The organism is Flavobacterium plurextorum (genome assembly GCF_024638035.1).
In the GTDB taxonomy this organism is placed as follows: domain Bacteria; phylum Bacteroidota; class Bacteroidia; order Flavobacteriales; family Flavobacteriaceae; genus Flavobacterium; species Flavobacterium plurextorum.
Genome location: NZ_CP100442.1, coordinates 3,308,077 through 3,330,184, shown reverse-complemented (window position 1 = coordinate 3,330,184; position 22,108 = coordinate 3,308,077). Strand labels below are relative to the sequence as shown.

The following is a 22,108-nucleotide window of genomic DNA, read 5'->3' as shown; positions in this document are numbered from 1 at the left end:
AAATGGGAAAATCTGTAGACATATTGAGCTTCGCAACACTGCTTATTTCAGCATTTTCATTTTCACAAGAAACAGATTCGATTCGAAAATATAGTCTGAAATTTCAAATGACATCAATATATCAATATCATCCAGATTTTCACGCCGATTATTCAGGAACAAATAGTATGAATCCAAAAGAAGAGAGTGCTTTATCTTTAACATCGACCTTATATTTTGATCTTCCGTTATGGAAAGGCGCTACGGCAACTTTTAATCCAGAAATGTCTGGAGGACAAGGTTTATCGCAAGCTAGAGGATTAGGCGGCTTTCCAAACGGAGAAACTTTTAGAATTGGAGATACTAAACCGGTTGTTTATGTAGCAAGAATGCTTTTAGAACAAAAGTTTCAGTTCAAAAACAACAAATCCCTGCAATTGGTTTTTGGAAAGTTTGGACTAGCAGATTATTTCGATAACAATATCTATTCTCATGATCCTAGAACTCAATTTTTAAACTGGTCACTTATGACTCATGGTGCTTGGGATTATGCAGCGAACACTCGAGGATATACAGATGGATTATATGCCAATTATCAATTTGACAGCTGGCAGATAAGAGCTTCTTTAAGTGCGCTGCCAACCTACGCTAATGGACCAAATGTTGAGTTTAATTTTAAAGATTCAAATGCTGTAAACATAGAACTTGAGAAACAAATCGTTTTTAAAAATAATGATACAAGTACCATCAAATTGTTAGGATTTAGAAATGTAGCGGGAATGGGGAATTATAATGAAGCTAATTCAAGTTTTACAACAATACCTGATATTAAAAGTACCAGAAAAAATGGGCGAACGAAGTACGGAATCGGTTTAAACATGGATTATACTCATGGAGATAACTGGGGACTTTTTGCCAGAATGAGTTATAATGACGGTAAAAATGAAACTTGGGCATTTACCGAAATCGATAAGTCGGCACAACTAGGTATTAACTTAAAAGGAAAAATGTGGAACCGACCTGATGATTTTGCGGGTATTGCGATAGTTGCTAATGGATTATCTAATCCGCATGAAGAATATCAAAAACTTGGAGGTAATGGATTTATGATTGGTGACGGAACTTTGAACTACGGAATTGAACAGATTATTGAAGTTTTCTACTCTTTTTTAATTCCTAATACTCATATAACTCTTTCGCCAGATTATCAATTTGCAATGAATCCAGCTTATAATAAAGACAGAGGCCCTGTTCAATTTTTAGCATTACGTTTTCATACCGAGTTCTAAATTATAGAATAAAAACATTTATGCTTAAAATGAAAGCATCATAATTAAAAAATAAAAATCCATCATTAAAAATACTTTTTAAAATGAACAAATTCATAAGAAATATTATTGCTTTTTCCCTTAAGAACAAAGCATTTACCTTTTTTTGGGTGGGAGTACTAGCCGTTGCAGGATTTATTTCCTTCAAGAACATGCCAATTGATGCTTTTCCTGATGTGACCAATACACAGATTATCATCATCACACAGTGGAATGGAAAAAGCGCCGAAGAAGTTGAACGTTTTGTTACTTCTCCTATCGAAATTTCAATGAACTCGGTACAGAAAAAAACTAGTGTACGAAGTATTACAATGTTTGGTTTATCTGTTATCAAAATTATTTTTGATGATGGTGTAGATGATACTTTTGCTCGTTTTCAAGTAAACAATCTGCTTAAAAATGTAAAACTTCCAGATGATGTTGAGCCAGATGTTCAACCTCCATATGGACCAACCGGAGAAATTTTTAGATATATTGTAAAAAGCGACAGCAGAGACAGCCGTGAATTATTAACCTACCAAAACTGGGTAATTGATAAACAATTGCGTGCAGTTCCAGGTGTTGCCGATTTAAATGTTTTTGGAGGTCAAGATAAAACCTATGAAGTTGGTGTTGATCCTATAAAACTTGCCAAATACAACATTACACCGCTTCAGGTTTACAATGCTGTAAATGCAGGAAACTTGAATGTTGGAGGTGATATTATTGAAAAAAACGGACAAGCTTTTGTTGTTCGAGGTGTTGGTTTACTAAAATCTATTTCTGATATCGAAAACATAATTGTTGACGATGCTGGAGGAAATCCTATTTTGGTAAAAAATGTTGCATCAGTTTACGAAAGTGCGATGCCTAGAGTTGGTCAAACTGGTATTGGCAAAAATGATGATGCTGTTGAAGGTATTGTGGTAATGCGAAAAGGCGAAAATGCACAAGAAACATTAGCATTAATTAAAGATAAAATAAAGGATTTAAATGAAAATGTACTTCCTAAAGATATAAAGATAGAAACTTTCTATGATCGCGATAATTTAATGAATTTCACTACCGAAACGGTAATGCATAATTTATTTGAAGGAATCATTCTCGTTACTTGTGTTGTGTTCCTTTTTATGGCCGACTGGCGAACAACTTTTACAGTTTCAATTGTAATTCCGCTTTCCCTATTATTTGCCTTTTTATGTCTAAAAATGATGGGAATGAGTGCCAATCTTCTGAGTTTGGGAGCGGTCGATTTCGGGATAATTATTGATGGTGCGGTGGTAATGGTTGAGGGATTGTTTGTAGTGTTAGACCACCGTGCGCATCAATTAGGAATGACAGCGTATAATAAAATTGCAAAAGGAAGTATTATTAAGAAAACGGGAACTGAAATGGGTAAAGCCATCTTTTTCTCCAAATTAATAATTATTACAGCTTTACTTCCAATATTCTCTTTCCAGAAAGTAGAAGGAAAAATGTTCTCTCCCCTAGCCTATACTTTAGGTTTTGCTTTAATGGGCGCATTACTTTTCACGCTGACTTTAGTTCCAGTCTTATCTCATATTCTACTGAACAAAAATGTAAAAGAAAAGAATAATCCGTTTGTGAACTTTTGGGATAGAATTGTAGGTAAAGGATTTGCATGGACATTTAAACATAAAGTAAAAACAATAGTTATCTCACTAGGAATTATTGCAGCCACATTTTTTTCAGCTACTTTTTTAGGAACTGAATTTCTACCTCAATTAAATGAGGGTGCTTTATGGGTAACTGCCGAATTACCAATGAGTACATCATTACTCGAAAGTGTGAAAACTGCCGCAATGATTCGAAAAGATTTAGAAACCTTTCCTGAAGTTAAAAAAGTACTGTCACAAACTGGTCGAAGTAATGACGGAACAGACCCTAACGGTTTTGGATTTATTCAGCTTCAAGTTGATTTAAAACCAAAAGCAGAATGGAAACGAAAAATAACGATGGACGATTTAATTAATGAAATGGATGAAAAGCTAAAAGTTCACCAAGGAATTACCTATAATTATTCGCAGCCTGTTATTGACAATGTCGCAGAATCTGTTGCAGGATTTAAAGCTTCAAATGCGGTGAAAATTTATGGAGATGATTTAGATAAACTTGACGAACTTTCTAATCAGGTTTTAGCAAAAATTAAAGACATTCCAGGAATCAAAGATGTTGGAATCCTGCGAAATGTAGGTCAACCAGAAATAAGTGTAGTTTTAGATCGTGAAAAAATGGCGGCTTACGGAGTAACTTTAAGCGATGCCCAAGCTGTTTTAGAATTAGCTTTTGGAGGAAAAACGGCAACAGAAAAATATGAAGACGAAAAGAAATTTGACGTTAGAGTTCGTTTTTCTAAAGAATATCGTAAAGACGAAGAAGACTTGGCCGAATTAAAAGTCCCAACTATAAACGGCGTAAAAATTCCGCTGAAAGAAATCTGTGATATTAAAACCATTACAGGACCTGCGTTTATCTACAGAGATAATACAAAGCGTTTTATAGGAGTAAAATTTTCTGTTCGAGATCGAGATTTAGGAAGTACAATTGCAGAAGCACAAAAGAAAGTAGCCGAAGTAAAAATGCCCACAGGTTATACAACTGGCTGGACAGGCGAATTTGAAAATCAAGTTCGTGCAAGTGCACGTTTAGCGCAGGTTGTGCCAATAAGTTTAATTGGAATTTTCGTTCTGTTGTTTATTTTGTTTGGAAATCTTAAAGACTCACTGCTTGTATTAGCAAATGTTCCCTTTGCCGTAATTGGAGGAATTATCGCTTTGCATATTACAGGTATGAATTTCGGAATTTCTGCTGGAGTTGGATTTATTGCTTTACTCGGAATTTGTATTCAGAATGGCGTTATCTTAATATCTGAATTTCATCATAATATCAAGGCAAAATTCTCGCTCGAAGAGTCCATTTTTAGAGGGGTAAAAGCACGAACAAGAGCAGTAATTATGACAGCATTAATGGCATCAATTGGTTTAATGCCGGCCGCAATCTCAACTGGAATTGGATCTGAATCTCAAAAACCGCTTGCGATTGTAATTATTGGAGGATTAGTTACTGCAACAATTTTAACATTGTTGGTCTTCCCTATTCTATTTTGGATTTTCAATCGCAGAAAACATGCGCCCATTGAATAACGTTTTTTAAATTAATTAGTGGTTAATTAAATAGGTTCGAAAAGAAAAAGCATCATTTTTAATGATGCTTTTTTGATTTCTATATACAAAAAAACGACCTCTTGCTCAGGAAGGTCGTTTTTACTAACTCAAACTCTTTTAAACTTTTAGAATAAATGCTTATTTTGCATCTTTCAAAATAGCGATAGCATCTGCCGCATTTGATAATTCAGCATACTTTAATGCAGTATATCCTTTATCATTTTTTTCGTTTACACGAGCTCCATTTGCCAATAAAACTTTCATGATTTCAACTTTGTTATAACGTGCTGCAATCATTAATGGTGTCATATCTTCTGGTGATTTTTGATTTACATCTGCACCATATTCGATAAATTTTTTAACGGTTTCCAAATCACCTTTGCCCACTGCAACGGTTAATGGAGTCATGTGGTAAGTTGAAAATTCGATGTTTTCTTTCACAACTGATTTGTGATTTGATGCCATAGCGACATTTCCAAAAGCTATTAAAGCTGCTCCTAAATAAATTACTGATTTTTTCATGATGATTGTTGTTAATTGATTGATAATGATGATTTTTAAATTCTATGTAAATGTAAGTATTTTTATGTATTATGTATTACAAGGTAATATGTTTTAACAAATTACTAACATTCACTTAATGAAAGGCTTATAAATTTAATCTAATTGTTATTAAACTTTTTCGCCTATACTTATATAGACGCAGAGATTACAAAAATGTTACAGTAAAAATGAAATTTTATAAAAAAAATCTTCAAAAAAAATTAAACGCATTAAAAAACAGCGCTTTACTTTTATAACTTTACAATCATTAATGCGAAATATTTAACTAATTTTCAAAAAAGTAATTAACCATCTAAACCAAAGATTATGGGACTTATCAAAAAAATTCTGGTTATCTTAATTTTAGTTTTTTCTATTGTACTAATTGCGGCCTACTTTATGCCAAAAACTTATGCGGTCGAAAGAGAAATTACCATCAACAAACCTGTTGATTCCGTTTTTAATTATGTGAAATATCTAAAAAATCAAAACCAATTTAGCGTCTGGGCAAACATTGACCCAAAAATGAAATCAACTTTTAAAGGTGTTGATGGAACTGTTGGTGCGATTTCAGCATGGGAAAGTAAAGTTAAAGAAGTTGGAATTGGAGAACAGGAAATAACCAAAATTACTCCAAACTCACGTCTTGATTTTGCACTTCGCTTTAAAGAGCCTATGAATGACACCGCCAATGGTTTTATGTCAACCGAAAGTTTGGCTGGAAACCAAACAAAAGTAAAATGGGGAGTCAACGGTGTTATTCCTTTTCCTATGAATATAATGCTCCCAATGATGAAAATGGATCAAATGATTGGAAACGATCTTCAAAAAGGTCTTGAAAATTTAAAAGACCAAATGGAACAAAAATAAAATCTCAATTTGATTTCATAGAAATCAATTATTTCAAAATATAAAAAATGCCTTGCGATTATATAAATCAGCAAGGCATTTTTATTTATGAAAAGTATTACGTTTAAAAATAAACTAAAAAACTTAACTTATTATTTATTACTTAGGTAATCTAATACATTTTTATTAATACGCTGATCAATATTATCAATATCAGCTTTGACGAATTTTTCGCCTAAAATATTCTCATATAACTCAATATATCTTTCAGAAACTGATGCAATATATGCCTCATTCATATCAGGAATCTGTTGTCCTTCCTGTCCTTGAAAACCATTTTCAATCAACCAGCGGCGAACAAACTCTTTAGATAATTGTTTTTGCTCCTCCCCTTTATCTTGTCTTTCCTGATATCCTTCAGCATAAAAATAGCGAGAAGAATCTGGAGTATGAATTTCATCAATTAAAACAATAACACCATCTTTTGTTTTTCCGAATTCGTATTTTGTATCTACTAAAATCAAACCACGAGAAGCAGCAATTTCAGTTCCTCTTTGAAATAAAGCTCTTGTATATTTTTCTAAAACCAAATAATCCTCTTCAGAAACAATTCCTTTTGATAAAATATCTTCACGAGAAATATCTTCATCATGAGAACCGTTATCCGCTTTTGTAGTTGGTGTAATAATTGGCTCAGGAAATTTGTCATTTTCTTTCAAACCTTCCGCCATAGTTACGCCGCAAATTTGTCTTCTTCCTGCAGCATATTCACGTGCAGCATGACCAGAAACATAACCACGAATAACCATTTCAACTTTAAAAGGTTCACATAAATGTCCAACAGCTACATTTGGATCTGGAGTTGCAATTAACCAATTTGGAACAATATCTGCAGTAAGCTCCATAAATTTTGTAGCAATTTGATTCAAAATTTGGCCTTTGTACGGAATCCCTTTTGGTAAAACCACATCAAATGCCGAAAGTCTATCGGTTGCTACCATTACTAAAAGCTCATCATTTATATTATAAACTTCCCTAACTTTTCCGCGGTAAACTGATTTCTGATTCGGAAAATTAAAATTTGTGGTTGTGATTGTATTACTCATTATCCTTAGTTGTGTTGTTTTTTATGAATGCAAATTTAAAATTATTTCAGAGAGTTACACCATCAAAAGAAAGAGATAAATCAATAAATGCAATAAAATTTACTTTTTGAGAAATCTCAATAAAAAATCCCTGAACAAATATTCAGGGATTTCATTTTTATTGAAAGTTGTTATTTAAAATTCAAAATTCCTTTTCCTAATGATTTTATAGAAGCGTCAAGATTTCCCAGCGTAGTTTCAGACAGCTTTTTTACATGTTCTAAACTAACAATATATATTTGACCAATATCTTTAGACGGTGCAGTTGGAACAAAAACTACTGCATTCCCTTCTGCATTTTCTTCAATTAAATAAGCCGGCTGCCAGTAATCGCCATATTTCAATAAAATTGGCTGATTGGTACTTGCCTTTTTTACTTTTGATTTTAATTTTTCTTCTGCCAGTTTTTTATTCTTTTCATAACCCGGTAAAAAGATCATCAATTTATCATCAATCCAGTTTGTAAACTTTTTCAAATAAGTCAAGCGCATTAAATAACCGCTGAAATAAACCACAATCACTAAAAACAATCCGCCGATAACATCTCTGGCAACTGCACCAAAAATTAAATCTAATCGAAATAAATGGGCAAACTTTTCTCCATAATTTTGAAAAAAGCCCCAAACTTTCTGAAGAATTACAATAAAAACAATTAACGGAAGTAAAACTAATGCGCCAGAAATACAGTTTCTTTCAAGCTGTTTTAAAAAATCATTCATATTGACTAAGTTTTAAGTTAGAATTAAATGAAAGCGAAAAAATTACGTTTCCATAAAATTAAAAATTAATTATCAATCAATATCTTTTTAGCGTTAATTTATTAGCTGTTAACTTATTGCAAACTCTTTATTTAAAATTTTAGACGAAATATATCTCGCAACACCATCTTCAGCATTTGTTTTAATAACTTCTAAATCTGGCAAAGTTTCTTTTAATAAAGCTGGAGCATTTCCCATAATCAATCCTTTTCCAGCTGCAGCTAACATTTGTACATCATTAAAACCATCACCAAATGCAACAGCCTGATCTAAAGTAAAACCTTCTTTTTCTAGAACTTTTTCGATTGCAACTGCTTTATCTACAGATTTATCCATAAACTCTAAACATGTTGGCAAGCTAAATGCATGATGAAGATTATCTGAAGAATTAGCCAAAACTGCATCTTTTAACGCCACTAATTTTTCGTGATTGTCACATGAAAAGAAAATTTTGATCGCGCTAAAATCTTCAAGAGTTTTATAATCAACTAATTCAGGACGATATTTCAATTCAGCCTGAAAAGCATTTAATCTTTCATTTACTCTATTGGTCTGCCAAACGTTTTCTTTGAATAAAACTACTGTAATTTCAGGATCAATTTCAACATTTAAGGCGGCTTTAACCACATCACTTTCTAAATCAAAAGCAAAAAGTTCTTCCTTTTCTGGCGAATGTATTCTAGCTCCATTTGAACTTACTAGATAAACAGGAACTTCAAGAGTTTCGATAATTGCCATTGCATCAAGATGATGACGCCCTGTAGCAACTACAATAAGATAATTTTGGTTGTGAAGTTCTTGAAAAATTGATTTCGTATAATCTGAAATTCGATGTTGAGGATTGAGTAAAGTTCCATCTAAATCACTTACTACAACTTTTATATTTTTAAGATTTGCCATATTAATAATCAAATATTTATGATGTGCAAATTTACAGCTTTAAGCTCAGCTGAACAAAGTTTAAAAGGTTTTCAAGTCCAAAATAAAGCAAGTTTATTATTTATTTAACTATTTCCTTAAATAATACTTATTAAGCATTTTAAACTTTAATAATTCCTGATTTATATAAGTTTACAGCTCTTTGAATTACTGATTCAATCTGCTCCAAAGGCAAATCTTCATCAGAATTAAGCATCATAATTTTCATTCTTGATCGTTTTTCCTGAAGCAAAAATGGTTCATCAAAATGTTTTCCTTCAACAATACCTATATAAGGTTGATTGTTTTTTTTATGCCTCCATAAATAGCAGAACATTTTTCCTTTATAACAGAAAAAAGGCATTCCGTATTTTAGAACGTGCGTAATGTCTTTGTCTTGTTTTAAGATGATTTCTTTTAATGCTAGAAATGTCCCTTTTATTGGCTCTTCTTGGTTTAGGTAGAAATCATCTAGTTCTTTCATTTTTTGAGTTTTTGAGTTTTAGCAAAAATAATTTTCAAAGTGTCGGTACATTTTGATTCTGGCTTTACTTTGAAAATTAAAGAATCATTTTTAAGATAAAATTTTTCCTTTGTAAAAAGACAAAAACTTTTCAATTCATTAGGTTCGCAATTAGGAATTGTTAGCAAAGGTTTTTTTTCTTGTCTATCAAAAAAAATACAATCAGCAAAAGGGAAGGCTATATAACAAGTATCTATTTTTGCGCTATTTAATTCGATCGAATCTCCAACAATTTTCCATTTTCCTCTAGAAAAAACTCTCCAATCGCAACCTGCACTTCCGTAATCAAAAGTACTATCTGCATTTATTTTAATACTCGATTTTCCCGGAACTATATACTCTGTATCATACCAAGTTCCGATAAATTTACTAGGCAGACTTTCTGATTTTTTACACGAAATCAAACAGATAAACAATAAGAGACTAAATTCTTTACATTTCATTCATAACTTATTTGAAATTCAAAAAAATATTCGTTTTACTCACTTCTAAATTAATTAGAATTATGAATAAAACGAATATTAATAAATGTTAAAACACACTTTACGATTTACATTTAACATTTCACAAAAATTAAACTTAATCGTGATTTTCTATTTGTTTGTAAGCGTCGATTACCTTTTTCACTAATCTGTGGCGAACGATATCTTTATCATCCAGATAAATAATTCCAATTCCGTCAATATCTTTCAGAACCAAAATCGCTTCTTTAAGACCAGAAATAGTGCGTCGTGGTAAATCGACCTGCCCAGGATCTCCCGTAATCATAAACTTAGCGTTTTTTCCCATACGAGTCAAAAACATCTTCATTTGTGAGTGCGTCGTATTCTGCGCTTCGTCTAAAATTACAAAGGCATTATCAAGCGTTCGTCCGCGCATAAAAGCTAAAGGCGCAATCTGAATAATTCCTTTTAAAATGTAATCTTCGAGTTTTTCATTGGGTAACATATCGCGCAAAGCATCATAAAGCGGCTGCATGTAAGGATCAAGTTTTTCTTTCATATCGCCGGGCAAAAAACCAAGATTTTCACCTGCTTCTACCGCCGGACGAGTTAAAATTATCCTTTTTACTTCTTTGTCTTTAAGCGCTTTTACCGCCATTGCAACACCCGTATACGTTTTACCTGTTCCTGCTGGACCAATGGCAAAAACCATATCATTTTTTTTGATCGTATCCACCAGCAATTGCTGATTTGGCGTCATGGCTTTGATTATTTTACCGCCAACTCCGTGAACTAATATTTTGTCATGATCGTATGCTTTTTTTTCATCCTGACCATCACTCATAATTACGCGTTCAATTACATTATCATCAATGTTGTTGTATCTGGTAAAATGAAGCATAAGCCTCTGAAATCTCTTTTCGAATTCATCTAAAACTTCTTTTTCGCCAAAGGCTTTCAAAGTGGTCCCTCGCGCTACGATTTTAAGCTTTGGGTAGTACTTTTTAATAATTTCAAGATGAGAATCCTGCGCGCCCCAAAAGTCTTTTGGAGCGATGTCTATTAGCTCGATAATTCTTTCGTTCAAAGGAGATAAATTTAAATTAAAAATAAATTTGTTTTGTAAATCTATTGCTGTCGGGTATTTTTTATGTTATGATTTTCAGCCGCATCTATACTTTTAAGTACCAATTAAAATAACTTTTTGTTAAAAGACTGAAAACTGAAACCGAAAATTGAAACTCTATATATTTTATTACAATTTGTCTTTTCTTTCTTTCAATTTGTTTTTACTATTCTTAGATTTGCATTTCTCAAATTTAATGAAAATTAGATTTAAATACTACCAATAGTTATAAACAAAATGATGTCAATAATTACCCTTACTACTGATTACGGCTTAAAAGACCACTTTGTTGGTTCGCTGAAGGGTAAAATTCTTTCAGAGCTTTCTGAGGCAAAAATCATTGACATTTCGCACGATATTGATCCATTTAACACTGCCGAAGCAAGTTATATAATTGGAGCATCGTATTTAAGCTTTCCAAAAGGCACCGTTCATTTGATTGGTGTTGATATTGAACGCAACAAAGAAAACCAGCATATAGCCATGCAATGGAACGATCATTTCTTTATTTGTGCTGATAACGGAATTTTAAGCATGCTTACGCAAAAAATCGTTCCGCAAAAAATTGTTGCGATTAATATTCATGATCGTTTCCCGACAGAATATACTGATTTAGACGTTTTTATACAAGTTGCCTGCCACATTGCAAAAGGCGGATTACTTAACGTTATTGGTAAAGAAATCCCTGCTGTTAAAGAAGTAACCGAATTACAGGCGATTGTATCTGCTGATGGAAATACGCTGAAAGGATATGTTATTTATATTGATCATTTTGGAAACGTGGTTACCAATATCTCTAAAAAACAATTTTTAGAAATTTCACGAGGACGTCCATACGAAATCGTTATGAAACCAAAAAGTATCAAAACAATTCTGCCCAATTATTCAGATATTGCAACTTCAGACAAATATCCTATTAAAACCTATGAGGGCGAAAAACTAGCTATTTTTAATGAAGCAGGATTTCTCGAAATAGCCATTTTTAGAAGCAATCCATCCAAAGTAGGTTCTGCAAATAGTTTATTAGGATTGAATTATCGCGATGTAATTACCATTAAGTTTTCAAATTAGAACTTAACATATTCGTTTAAAACTATTTTTATTAAATTTCATAAATAAAGTAAATTATGGAAAAAACAGTTTTGATTACCGGCGCAAGCAGAGGAATTGGTCTTGCATTAGCAAAATGTTTTCTTAACAATAATTACAACGTAATTGGAACAAGTACAAGCGGAAAAATTGAAGATTTCAGCCATTCAAATTTCAAAATTTTAAAGCTTGAATTATCCGATGAAAATAGTATCAACAATATCGCCGTTTTCCTTAAAGATAATACTATCGAAATTGATATTTTAGTAAACAATACGGGAATCGGCCCTGATTTAGATACATTAAAACCTGACATTGAAAGCTTTAAAAAAACATTCGATGTAAATGTAACAGGAACTGTATTTCTCACAGAAGCATTACTTCCTCATATCAAAACAGGTGGAAAAATTATAAACATTTCTTCGAAAATGGGCTCGATTGATATGTGTGTCTTAGCAGATTCAACTGCATACAGAATGTCTAAAACGGCATTGAACATGTACACCAAAATACTAAGTAACAGACTTATTAATCAACAAAATATTGCATCTGTACATCCAGGCTGGGTTCGAACAAATATATCTGTAAACAGCAGTATAAACGGCAGACTTTCGGCTGATGATTCTGGATCGAAAATTTATAACTTTATAATCAGTGATTTTGAAACTGGAATATTTTGGAATATTGAAACGGATTCAGAAATAGATTGGTAGAAAATATCAAAAAGAACAATCTCTTTTGTTACTTTTGCCCACTTGCAGGCTTTTAGGTTTTTAATAAATCTAAAAATCAACAATCTAAAATCTAAAATTGAATACATGTTTGTCAGAATAGTAAAAATGAGTTTTCATGAAGACAAAATCTCTGATTTTCTAGAGAATTTTGAATCTGTAAAACACAAAATACGCAATGCGGAAGGAAATCGTTTTTTAGAATTGTATCAAGATAAAAACGATAAATGCATCTTTTTTACCTATAGTTATTGGGAAACAGAAAGCGATTTAGAAAATTATCGGCAATCTGAACTTTTTAGCAGTGTTTGGAGTTTTACAAAAAAACTATTCAATGCCAAACCAGAAGCTTGGAGCGTCGACAAAATTATGACTATAAATTAGTTTAAATTCGATTTTCAATTTTAAACTTACAATAATTTTAAAAAAAAGAATGGTTTTTCAAGTAGTATTTTCTATCTTGAAACCTGAAAAAATATTATAATTCAAGAATATAAAAATGAAGATATTCTCTAATAAAAGAGGATACTAAAACAAATAAACGAGCCGTTTTTAAAGTCTATTTTTTAAAGGATAAAAAAACGAATTATTTGATTTTTATTTCTATATCATTGACCATTGACATTTAAGAATGTACGCAATACTAGACATAGAAACTACTGGAGGCCAGTTTAATGAAGAAGGAATTACTGAAATTGCCATTTATAAATTTGATGGCCATGAAGTAGTTGATCAGTTTATCAGCCTAATTAATCCCGAAATTCCAATTCAGCCCTTTGTGGTTAAATTAACTGGAATCAACAATGCTATGTTGCAGTCAGCTCCAAAATTTTTTGAAGTTGCCAAGCGAATCATCGAAATAACATCAGACTGTATTATTGTTGCTCACAACGCATCATTTGATTACCGAATTTTACGCACAGAATTTAGACGTCTTGGTTATGACTTTCAAGCAAAAACGCTTTGTACCGTTGAACTTGCAAAAAAATTAATTCCAGAACAGCCTTCCTATAGTTTAGGAAAACTAGTGCGCGCTCTTGGAATTCCAATGGCAGACAGACATCGCGCCAGCGGAGATGCAATGGCAACTACAAAGTTGTTTAAAATGCTTTTAGAAAAAGACTTAGAAAAAACAATCGTAAAAGACTTTATAAAGCTGGAAGTAGAAAAAGGAATTGCACCAAAATTTCTAGATCTATTAAACCAAATGCCTGCAAAAACCGGCGTATATTATATATACAACGAAAGCGGGACTTTAATATACATTGGCAAAAGTCAAAACATAAAAAAAAGAATCAATCAGCATTTTACAGGAATCACGACAAAAAGTAAAAAAATCCAAGCCGAAGTTTTTACGATTACATACGATGAAACCGGAAGTGAATTAATTGCTCTTTTAAAAGAAAGTGAAGAAATAAAAATAAACAGACCGCGATACAATCGTGCTCAACGCAAAACAATTTTTCAATATGCCTTATATTCTGAAAAAGATTCAAATGGCTATATTAATCTAAAAATTGAAAAAACCGACGGTCGTAAGCGAGAAATCACTTCGTTTGTTACCCTGCAAGAAGCGAAAAATGCCCTTTTTAGATTCACAGAAAAATATCAGCTATGTCAAAAACTGACAGGACTTTATCAAACAAAAAAAGAGTGTTTTCAATATAAAATAAAACAGTGCGACGGAGCTTGTATTGGCGAAATTACTCCAGAAGTTTACAATGCCCGAGTGCAGCAGTTTATCTCTGAAAATAGTTTTGAGAATAAAAGCATGATTTTAAAAGACAGAGGTCGAAATGTAAACGAAAGAAGTGCCGTTTTGATCGAAAATGGAATCTATAAAGGTTATGCGTATTACGATTTAAATTATCAAATTACGAACATCGAGATTCTAAAAAACATTTTAATACCAATGCAGCACAATCGAGATGTAAAAAATATTATACAGAACTACATCCGTAAAAACAAGAACCTCAAGATTCTTCATTTTTAACGCTCGAAACTATCATTAGCTTCGCTGATATGAAAAACAAAAAAACGAACTACGAAATATTCAGAGAACGAATAAAAATTATTCTATACGGTACTAATACCATATTAGGACGAATGTTCGATTTGGTTTTATTGGGATTGATATTGCTAAGTGTTCTTCTTATTATGCTCGATACCGTCGAAGGAATCAGCCAAAAATACCACAACCAGCTGCTTATTTGCGAATGGATTATTACCGTGTTTTTTACAATAGAATATATCTTAAGAATCATCTCCATTCAAAAACCAGTCAAATACGTATTCAGCTTCTACGGGATTATCGATTTACTTGCTGTTTTACCTATGTATTTATCAATATTTTTTCCTGGAGCAAGTGTTTTATCCGTTGTCAGAGCGCTGCGTTTTTTCCGATTATTCAAAATACTGCATATTCCCCAAATCTCCCATCAATCCGCACAGCTTAAAGATGCAATAGAAGCCAGTAAGGAGAAAATTCTAGTTTTCATCTATTTTGTACTTATCAGTACCGTAATCATTGGTACAATTATGTATTTAGTCGAAGGCAAAGAGTCTGGATTCACCAGTATTCCAATGGGAATTTACTGGACAATCGTAACACTGACAACAGTTGGTTACGGTGACATTTCGCCACAATCTCCTTTAGGACAGTTTATAGCAGCACTTGTAATGATTTTAGGTTATGGAATCATTGCTGTTCCAACTGGAATTGTAACTGCAGAGTTTGCAAAAAGCAGTCTAAAAAGCAGTTCCGTAAACACTAAAAAAACATGCAAAAAATGTCAATCGCAAGTTCACTTCGATAACGCCAAATATTGTTACGAATGCGGAACTCAATTGCCAAATAGTTAAATTTAAGAAGCTGATCCGGCTGTACATTGCAACTCCTCCTTATCTTTGTTGTTTTTAAAAGGCATAAAAAGAGCTTCTAAAGTCGCTTTTTTATCCCAAAAAAAACGAACAAACATAAGTCCGGGGTTTTCATTTCCATCCGGGCTAAAAACAATATGAAATACCTAATCACCATTGTCGGACCAACAGCAATAGGCAAAACAGCCTTAAGTATTGCTTTAGCACAACATTTCAAATGTGAAATTGTTTCTTGCGACAGCCGTCAGTTTTTCAAAGAAATGACAATTGGAACCGCAGTTCCTAATCAAGAAGAATTAAGTGCTGCCCAACATCATTTCATTCAAAACAAATCTATTTTCGAAAATTATACCGTTGGTGATTACGAAAAAGAAGCTTTAGCTAAAATTGAAGAACTATTTCAAACCAATGATTTTGTCATTCTTATTGGTGGTTCAGGATTATATGTTGATGCCATTTTAAAAGGTTTTGATGAGTTTCCTGAGATCGATCCTCAAGTTCGTTCTCTAGTAAACGCTAATTATGAAAAACTTGGAATTGAATATCTTCAAGAACAACTGAAAAGTTTAGATCCTGAATATTATCAAAAAATTACTTTAGAAAACCCGCAAACACTACAAAATCCGCAGCGAATGATGCGTTTTGTAGAAGTTTGTATTGGAGCCCAAAAACCCTATTCATCATTTCTAAATCAGAAAAAAAACAATAGAAACTTCACTCCTATTTTAATTGGTTTAGATGCCGACAGAGAAATCATTTACAACCGAATCAACCAGCGTGTTGATATTATGATGAATGAAGGTTTACTTGAAGAAGCAAAAGCATTGTATCCTAATAAAGCGTTAAATGCACTTCAAACCGTCGGTTATAGAGAATTATTTAGTTATTTTGATGGAGAATTCACTTTGCCTTTTGCCATAGATGAAATCAAAAAAAATACACGACGATTCTCCAAAAGACAATTAACGTGGTTCAAACGAAATGAAAATACAAAATGGTTTGATTACGCAACAGATAGAAAAAGAATTATTGACTACATAGAAAATCTTCTAAAGTAAAAGTCTTTTTTCTTTCATCTATATTCTATTTTCTGAGGTAAAATCTAAAATCAACAATCTAAACTCTAAAAACATCAAATGCCAATATCTCCAAATTTTACATCCGTTTTAAGTAAAGACTGGGAAATCAATTTTACACAATGTACGCCAACAGGTTTCTTAAAATATACCGATTTGTGTAATATTTTACAATTAACCGCTGCCGCACACTCTGAAATTGGAGGAATCAGCTTTTATGACATGCAGGAATTTCACCAAGCTTGGGTTTTAAGCCGAATGCGTGTCGAAGTTCACGCTTTACCAAAATGGCAGGATGTAGTAACCGTAAAAACATGGATTAATAGTCTGGAGAACTCACGCTCCGTTCGTGCTTTAGAAATGTATGTAAACGGAAAAAAGATCGTAGGCTGCGAAACCTATTGGGCAGTTTTTAATACGCAATTGCGCCGTCCGGAAGCTTTAGCGTTACCTTACGAACATTTCGAACTATTCCCTGAAAATAGAGCAACTGAGGAAGGTTTTTCTAAAATAAATATCAATCACGAAAAAGAAGCCGTTTTTGAAAAAATAGTTTACTTATCTGATTTAGACATTGTAAACCACGTAAACAACGTAAAATATCTTGAATGGTGTCTCGATCATGTTGACCCAAAAAGAATCATGAAGCAAGAAGTAAAAAGTTTCGAAATGAATTTCATGAAAGAACTTTCATTAAAAGATAATGTTGTAATTCATGAAAGCGAAGATGACGATCATACAACAGCGACATTCAGCATTACAAAAGACGACAAAACCTGCTTTGCTTTAGAATTGCATTGGAAGTAAAATTCTTCTCTATTTACACAATCTTGTCATTTCGACGAAGGAGAAATCACAGACTTTGAGTCTTACTCCTAAAATAAAAAAACGATGCAAATTGCATCGTTTTTTTGTTTAAAATCATCTCGATTTCTCTTTAGAGCTCTTTTTAGTTTTCCTTTTCTTCTTTAACAAATCTATTTTTCCTTGAATTCTTTTCTCTACTTCACTAATATCAGAATCAAAAGCAAACTGTAAAGTGCATAATTTTGCATTTCTAATTTCTTTTAATGCTTTTTCAAATTCCTTTTGAGCTTCAAAAAGAATCGCTTGCTTCACATAGATATCAGATTTATTTATTCCTTTTATCGTTAAAGCAAAATCAATTAACTTTTGAGCCTCTTCAAAATCTTCATTTAAAATTAAAGTCTGCAAATAATGCGGATACACTTCAAACGCATAAATATTAATAGCCAAAGCTTCCTGAAAATAGGATTTTGCATCTTCGTAATTCAGTAACTGCTCCGCCTGAATTCTTCCGTACAAACACAAAACCATAGTATTTTTTGCATCATAAGAAAAAGCATAATCCAAAGACTCAATGGTTTCCTCAAGCGAATACGGATAGTTATCCAAAGCCTGAAAAAGATATTTATCAATTGTTTTCATTTTATCTGTTGATATTTATTGTTATTTTGATCACATATAATTCGCATATCATTAGTGTTTCTTGCGACCAAGTATTTAATTATGCTCATTTCGTAAGTCATTTTTTAATTTCTGACGAGTTCCTTTATAACTTTTCTCTATTTTATTCTTCTTAAAATCACTTCCGATAAAAACTCTAATAGGATTCCCACGCTGAATATTCAGCTGATTTTCCCATTGTTTTCCCACATGATTTTTAAGCTGAGTTAGTTTTTCGTCTTCTAATTTTTTTAATAATCTTTCTGTTGCTAATTTTTTGTTTTGGTGCTGCGAACGACTGTCCATTGCTACCACAGCAATTCCAGTAGGAATATGTGTAGCACGAATTGCTGAACTCACTTTATTCACATGCTGACCTCCTGCTCCAGAACTACGCATTGCCTGATAGTGAATATCATTTTCTGAAACTGATGCATTTTTTTGCGGTTCGATTTCAAAAATCCCAATAAACCAGTTCTTCCGTTTGTACATTTTCCTAAACTGACTTTGACCGATCCACTGAATCGTACCAACCCAAGAATTCACAAAACTGTCCGCATTTATTCCTTTTACAGCAATTGATGCTGTTTCAACCGTTCCATTTTCCTGACCAACTTCTCGCTGAAGCAAAACAACATCCAGCCGCTGATCTTGCGCTTCATCCAAAACTTTTTTAAGCACTTGAGCAGCAACCCAAGTGCATTCAGCAGGTCCGCGACCCGCTGTTATTTGAATTATTCTTTCCATTTTCTTAAAATCTTAAGCAATTTTTCTCTACTTTTTGCTGCTTTTACAAATTGCGGTAAACGAGAAACTAAACTTGATGAATAGTTAACTTTCGAATTCCGTTCTCTTAAATCAGCTTGAATATATCTTTCTAAATAATCAATATGATCTTGATTATAAGCCCAAAAAATATTGTCGCCCACTTCTTTTTGAAACCATAAAGGCAGATTATACCAACTTTCTTTTACCAAACCAACATCTTGTTTTGATTCCTTTCTAACTCTATAAGACTTTGTTTTCCATTCCTCTTGAAAATTACAATGAGGACATTTGGTTTTATACATAAGCGGCTTTTCTTTTAATGCCTGAGACTCGTATTCAAATTTTTCAAAGCAATTATTGCAATATTCTTTGCCGTATGCCACATATTGATAAATAGGTTCATCAATTTTGTAAAAGCAATCTTTACATTCAAAAATCATTGTGATACATTTACCACATTCACAATCTTTTTTAGGTACACTCTTTACATTGGCCCTAGATTCACATTTTGGGCACTTTACTAAAATCTCATTGTAGAAACTCCCTAACCATTTATTTTCATCTTGAAATCTTTCCATAACCTTCTTTTTTTTAACGATCCATTCTAACAATCTTCGGCGTAAAAGTTCCCAAAACTTCAACCAGATCGGTTTGATTTGCCATTACTTTTGTAATGTCCTTATATGCCATTGGAGCTTCGTCAATGTTTCCTCCAATCAAGGTTACATCATTTGCTTTCAAAACCTTTTTAATTTCACTTTGCGTAAACGTACTTTTACATTTCGCTCGAGAAAACAAACGTCCAGCGCCATGTGAAGCAGAATTTAAACTATCTGCATTTCCTTTTCCTTTTACAATGTAGCCTGGCGCAGTCATTGAACCAGGAATAATTCCCAACTGACCTTCTGCCGCAGGAGTCGCACCTTTTCTGTGAACAATACATTCCTTACCGTTTACCATCTCTTTCCATGCAAAATTGTGATGGTTTTCAATTGTTACTACAACTCGTTTACCAATTGCTTTTGCAATTCGCCTATGAATATCGTCATGACAAGCTTTTGCATATTCTCCTGCTAAATTCATCGCCAGCCAATATTCCTGACCATCGTGCGTATTTAAATCTAACCAAGCCAAATGCTGTACGTTTTTTGGTAACGGACACTGCTTTGTTGCCAGATACGTATAATGTTTCGCAATGTTTGCCCCTAAACCACGAGAACCGCTATGCGAAAGAACAGCAAAATATTCGCCTTTATCAAGCTTCCATTCGTTCTCTGGGTTTTCAATTTCAGCGATTCCGAATTCGACAAAATGATTTCCTCCACCTGAACTTCCTAATTGTTTATAGGCTTTTGGTAAAAGATTCTTCAGTAATGGAATATCCTGAAATTCACTTTTATAAAACACTTCATGATCGACTCTTGAAGCATGCGTTTCATACATCCCAAATTTTGTATTGTCTTTTAAAATTGCTTCTAATTGATGTTCTTTTCCTTTGAAATGAGAAGCGGGCAAATCGAAAATCGAAAGACTCATTCGGCATCCAATATCAACTCCAACTCCATACGGAATTACAGCATTATCTGTTGCCAAAACTCCGCCAATTGGCAATCCATAACCCGAATGTGCGTCTGGCATTAATGCTCCTGCAACTGAAACTGGCAGCTTCAAAGAATCATACAGTTGAAATTTTGCCTGCTGATCTATTTCATTTTCGCCAAAGATTGTAAAAGGCACTCTTGTTGTTTTAAGCTGATGCATTCTAACCTGAACTGGTTTTATCAAACCTTCGGCTACTTTTCCCCAAGTTCCATGTCCATCATAATTTTCAGGATTTAAGAGTACATCTTTTGCTTCTGTTAAAATAGATTCCTTTTTTTCTCTTTTTCTATATCTGTTTATCTGCCCTAAAGCAATATTTATTGAATTGTTCTTTGGAAAACCTAATTTAATCAGGTCTTTTCCAGTTAATTTATTTCCCATAAATTATTTAATTATTTGTTGTGCAAGCTCAAATCAAAATGAACTCTAAATGGTTCAAAATGAAATAAACATGCGAAATCTTTAATCCTTTCGGATAGTTGTTAAATTATTCTTTCGGGAAAATTTGAAGTGTCTAGAATAAAAAAAGCCCGAAACTAAATGTCTTCGGGCTCTTTTATATATCTAAAAAGGTATTTCTAAGATTGAAATAAGCCACGAAGAAATGCTGCACCAAATCTGTTTGGTGTGAAGCTTTGTGATGTTGATGTAAATACAAACATTTTCTTCGTTTTTAAAAGGGTTATTATTTTTTCGTCTGCAAATATTCAGAATTGTTTTTTGAATATCCAAATTTATTTTAAAGAAAATTCTTTAAAATAAGTTTTTATTCTCTTTAACACTTAACAAAAACAAAACTATTAACTTGGTAATAAGAGTTTTAACTCCAATGAAATTTAATTAGATTTTTGTCGGCATTACCAACGATTTCAACCGTTAGTGTGTAATTAATTATTGTAATTCGTCTTCTAAGGTTGAAATCGTGAGCTATATAAATTCTAATTTTAAAGCATAAAAAAAGCTCTGATTATTCAGAGCTTCTATTTTTTTCGAATGAATTTATTATTCAGATACTTTGCTTTTAACAACTAATCTGAAACCTTCTCCGTGAATATTTAAGATTTCTACATCTTCATCTGCTTTTAGATATTTTCTAAGTTTCGCGATGTAAACGTCCATACTCCTTGAAGTAAAGTAATTGTCATCTCTCCAAATCTTAGTCAAAGCCAATTCTCTTGGCATTAAGTCATTTTCATGAAGAATCAACATTTTAAGCAATTCGTTCTCTTTTGGAGACAATTTTATTGGTTCTTCGTTTTCAAAAGTTAAAAATCTAAGTTTAGAATTAAGGTGGAATTTACCAATATTAAACTCAAATTGAACTTGTTCTGCTTTTGTATCAGCAGATTTTCTTTGAATAATAGCTTTTATTTTCATCAATAAAACTTCTGAATCAAAAGGCTTATTCAAATAATCGTCAGCACCAGCTTTGTATCCTTTTAACACATCCTCTTTCATAGATTTTGCTGTTAAGAAGATAATAGGCACTTCACTGTTTTTTTCTCTGATTTCTTTGGCTAAAGTGTAACCATCTTTATAAGGCATCATTACATCCAGAATGCATAAATCATATACATCTTTTTTGAATTTCTCGAAACCTTCCATACCGTTTTTAGCTAAAGTAACTTCAAAGTCATTTAACATTAGATAATCTTTAAGAACTGCCCCAAAATTAAGGTCATCTTCTACTAAAAGTATTCTTTTGTTATTATTTTCCAT

At 32.6% G+C, this 22,108-nt stretch carries 22 protein-coding genes; 10 read left to right on the top strand and 12 right to left on the bottom strand.

Annotation, left to right across the window (positions count from 1 at the left end; all coding sequences use genetic code 11):
- The first annotated feature begins 2 nt into the window (after positions 1–2).
- Together NLG42_RS14885 and NLG42_RS14880 are read left to right on the top strand one after the other, a co-directional pair.
- Complete coding sequence (locus NLG42_RS14885) at positions 3–1,268, top strand: carbohydrate porin (protein ID WP_257681437.1); 1,266 nt, start codon at positions 3–5, stop codon at positions 1,266–1,268.
- A gap of 83 nt (positions 1,269–1,351) precedes the next feature.
- Positions 1,352–4,450, top strand: a complete 3,099-nt coding sequence (locus NLG42_RS14880) for an efflux RND transporter permease subunit (RefSeq protein WP_257681436.1) — start codon at positions 1,352–1,354, stop codon at positions 4,448–4,450.
- 159 nt (positions 4,451–4,609) lie between these two features.
- On the opposite strand, the gene NLG42_RS14875 is transcribed toward NLG42_RS14880, so the two are convergent.
- Positions 4,610–4,993, bottom strand: coding sequence for an ankyrin repeat domain-containing protein (locus NLG42_RS14875; RefSeq protein ID WP_089059866.1), 384 nt, complete (start codon positions 4,991–4,993; stop codon positions 4,610–4,612).
- Positions 4,994–5,341: 348 nt separating this feature from the next.
- Here NLG42_RS14875 and NLG42_RS14870 point away from each other — a divergent pair, with 348 nt between their 5' ends.
- Positions 5,342–5,884, top strand: coding sequence for an SRPBCC family protein (locus NLG42_RS14870; RefSeq protein WP_089059865.1), 543 nt, complete (start codon positions 5,342–5,344; stop codon positions 5,882–5,884).
- Positions 5,885–6,015: 131 nt separating this feature from the next.
- On the opposite strand, the gene NLG42_RS14865 is transcribed toward NLG42_RS14870, so the two are convergent.
- The 6 genes from NLG42_RS14865 to NLG42_RS14840 form a co-directional block, all read right to left on the bottom strand.
- Positions 6,016–6,969 carry a phosphoribosylaminoimidazolesuccinocarboxamide synthase gene (locus NLG42_RS14865; RefSeq protein ID WP_089059864.1) on the bottom strand — a complete coding sequence of 318 codons (954 nt, stop codon included), beginning with the start codon at positions 6,967–6,969 and terminating at the stop codon, positions 6,016–6,018.
- A 170-nt stretch (positions 6,970–7,139) separates the two neighbouring features.
- Positions 7,140–7,727 (bottom strand): DUF502 domain-containing protein, encoded by a 588-nt coding sequence (locus tag NLG42_RS14860; protein ID WP_089059863.1) that lies wholly within the window; start codon positions 7,725–7,727, stop codon positions 7,140–7,142.
- 108 nt (positions 7,728–7,835) lie between these two features.
- Positions 7,836–8,666: a Cof-type HAD-IIB family hydrolase gene (locus NLG42_RS14855; RefSeq protein ID WP_257681435.1), complete on the bottom strand. Its 831-nt coding sequence runs from the start codon at positions 8,664–8,666 to the stop codon at positions 7,836–7,838.
- 139 nt (positions 8,667–8,805) lie between these two features.
- On the bottom strand, positions 8,806–9,168 hold the full coding sequence (locus NLG42_RS14850; RefSeq protein ID WP_099719647.1) for a DUF1801 domain-containing protein: 363 nt from the start codon (positions 9,166–9,168) through the stop codon (positions 8,806–8,808).
- Positions 9,165–9,650, bottom strand: a complete 486-nt coding sequence (locus tag NLG42_RS14845; protein WP_099719648.1) for a hypothetical protein — start codon at positions 9,648–9,650, stop codon at positions 9,165–9,167. Before NLG42_RS14845 ends, NLG42_RS14850 begins: the two co-directional genes overlap by 4 nt.
- Before the next feature lie 136 nt (positions 9,651–9,786).
- A complete protein-coding gene (locus NLG42_RS14840) occupies positions 9,787–10,737 on the bottom strand; it encodes a PhoH family protein (RefSeq protein WP_089055972.1) in 951 nt (316 codons plus the stop codon).
- A 279-nt stretch (positions 10,738–11,016) separates the two neighbouring features.
- Here NLG42_RS14840 and NLG42_RS14835 point away from each other — a divergent pair, with 279 nt between their 5' ends.
- The 7 genes from NLG42_RS14835 to NLG42_RS14805 all read left to right on the top strand — a co-directional run bounded on the left by NLG42_RS14835 (position 11,017) and on the right by NLG42_RS14805 (position 17,359).
- Positions 11,017–11,847 (top strand): SAM hydrolase/SAM-dependent halogenase family protein, encoded by an 831-nt coding sequence (locus tag NLG42_RS14835; protein WP_257683989.1) that lies wholly within the window; start codon positions 11,017–11,019, stop codon positions 11,845–11,847.
- A gap of 56 nt (positions 11,848–11,903) precedes the next feature.
- Positions 11,904–12,578: an SDR family NAD(P)-dependent oxidoreductase gene (locus tag NLG42_RS14830; RefSeq protein WP_257681434.1), complete on the top strand. Its 675-nt coding sequence runs from the start codon at positions 11,904–11,906 to the stop codon at positions 12,576–12,578.
- A 105-nt stretch (positions 12,579–12,683) separates the two neighbouring features.
- Entirely contained in the window at positions 12,684–12,980 is a 297-nt protein-coding gene (locus NLG42_RS14825; RefSeq protein ID WP_099719651.1) for a putative quinol monooxygenase, read from the top strand.
- Positions 12,981–13,227: 247 nt separating this feature from the next.
- Positions 13,228–14,589 (top strand): exonuclease domain-containing protein, encoded by a 1,362-nt coding sequence (locus tag NLG42_RS14820; protein WP_099719652.1) that lies wholly within the window; start codon positions 13,228–13,230, stop codon positions 14,587–14,589.
- 29 nt (positions 14,590–14,618) lie between these two features.
- A complete protein-coding gene (locus NLG42_RS14815) occupies positions 14,619–15,458 on the top strand; it encodes an ion transporter (RefSeq protein WP_089058049.1) in 840 nt (279 codons plus the stop codon).
- Positions 15,459–15,613: 155 nt separating this feature from the next.
- Positions 15,614–16,534, top strand: coding sequence for a tRNA (adenosine(37)-N6)-dimethylallyltransferase MiaA (gene miaA / locus NLG42_RS14810; RefSeq protein ID WP_089058050.1), 921 nt, complete (start codon positions 15,614–15,616; stop codon positions 16,532–16,534).
- Positions 16,535–16,612: 78 nt separating this feature from the next.
- Positions 16,613–17,359: an acyl-[acyl-carrier-protein] thioesterase gene (locus NLG42_RS14805; RefSeq protein ID WP_257681433.1), complete on the top strand. Its 747-nt coding sequence runs from the start codon at positions 16,613–16,615 to the stop codon at positions 17,357–17,359.
- 114 nt (positions 17,360–17,473) lie between these two features.
- Here the strand turns inward: NLG42_RS14805 and NLG42_RS14800 are convergent, their stop codons facing one another.
- The 5 genes from NLG42_RS14800 to NLG42_RS14780 form a co-directional block, all read right to left on the bottom strand.
- Complete coding sequence (locus NLG42_RS14800; RefSeq protein ID WP_257681432.1) at positions 17,474–18,001, bottom strand: hypothetical protein; 528 nt, start codon at positions 17,999–18,001, stop codon at positions 17,474–17,476.
- Between the two features lie 75 nt (positions 18,002–18,076).
- The gene (gene prfH, locus NLG42_RS14795; protein ID WP_257681431.1) at positions 18,077–18,766 is read right to left on the bottom strand and encodes a peptide chain release factor H; all 690 of its coding nucleotides are present in this window, start codon (positions 18,764–18,766) and stop codon (positions 18,077–18,079) included.
- On the bottom strand, positions 18,754–19,365 hold the full coding sequence (locus tag NLG42_RS14790; protein WP_089058087.1) for a hypothetical protein: 612 nt from the start codon (positions 19,363–19,365) through the stop codon (positions 18,754–18,756). Before NLG42_RS14790 ends, prfH begins: the two co-directional genes overlap by 13 nt.
- Positions 19,366–19,378: 13 nt before the next feature.
- Positions 19,379–20,770, bottom strand: a complete 1,392-nt coding sequence (locus NLG42_RS14785; protein WP_257681430.1) for an RtcB family protein — start codon at positions 20,768–20,770, stop codon at positions 19,379–19,381.
- A 621-nt stretch (positions 20,771–21,391) separates the two neighbouring features.
- Positions 21,392–22,108, bottom strand: coding sequence for a response regulator transcription factor (locus tag NLG42_RS14780; RefSeq protein WP_071637402.1), 717 nt, complete (start codon positions 22,106–22,108; stop codon positions 21,392–21,394).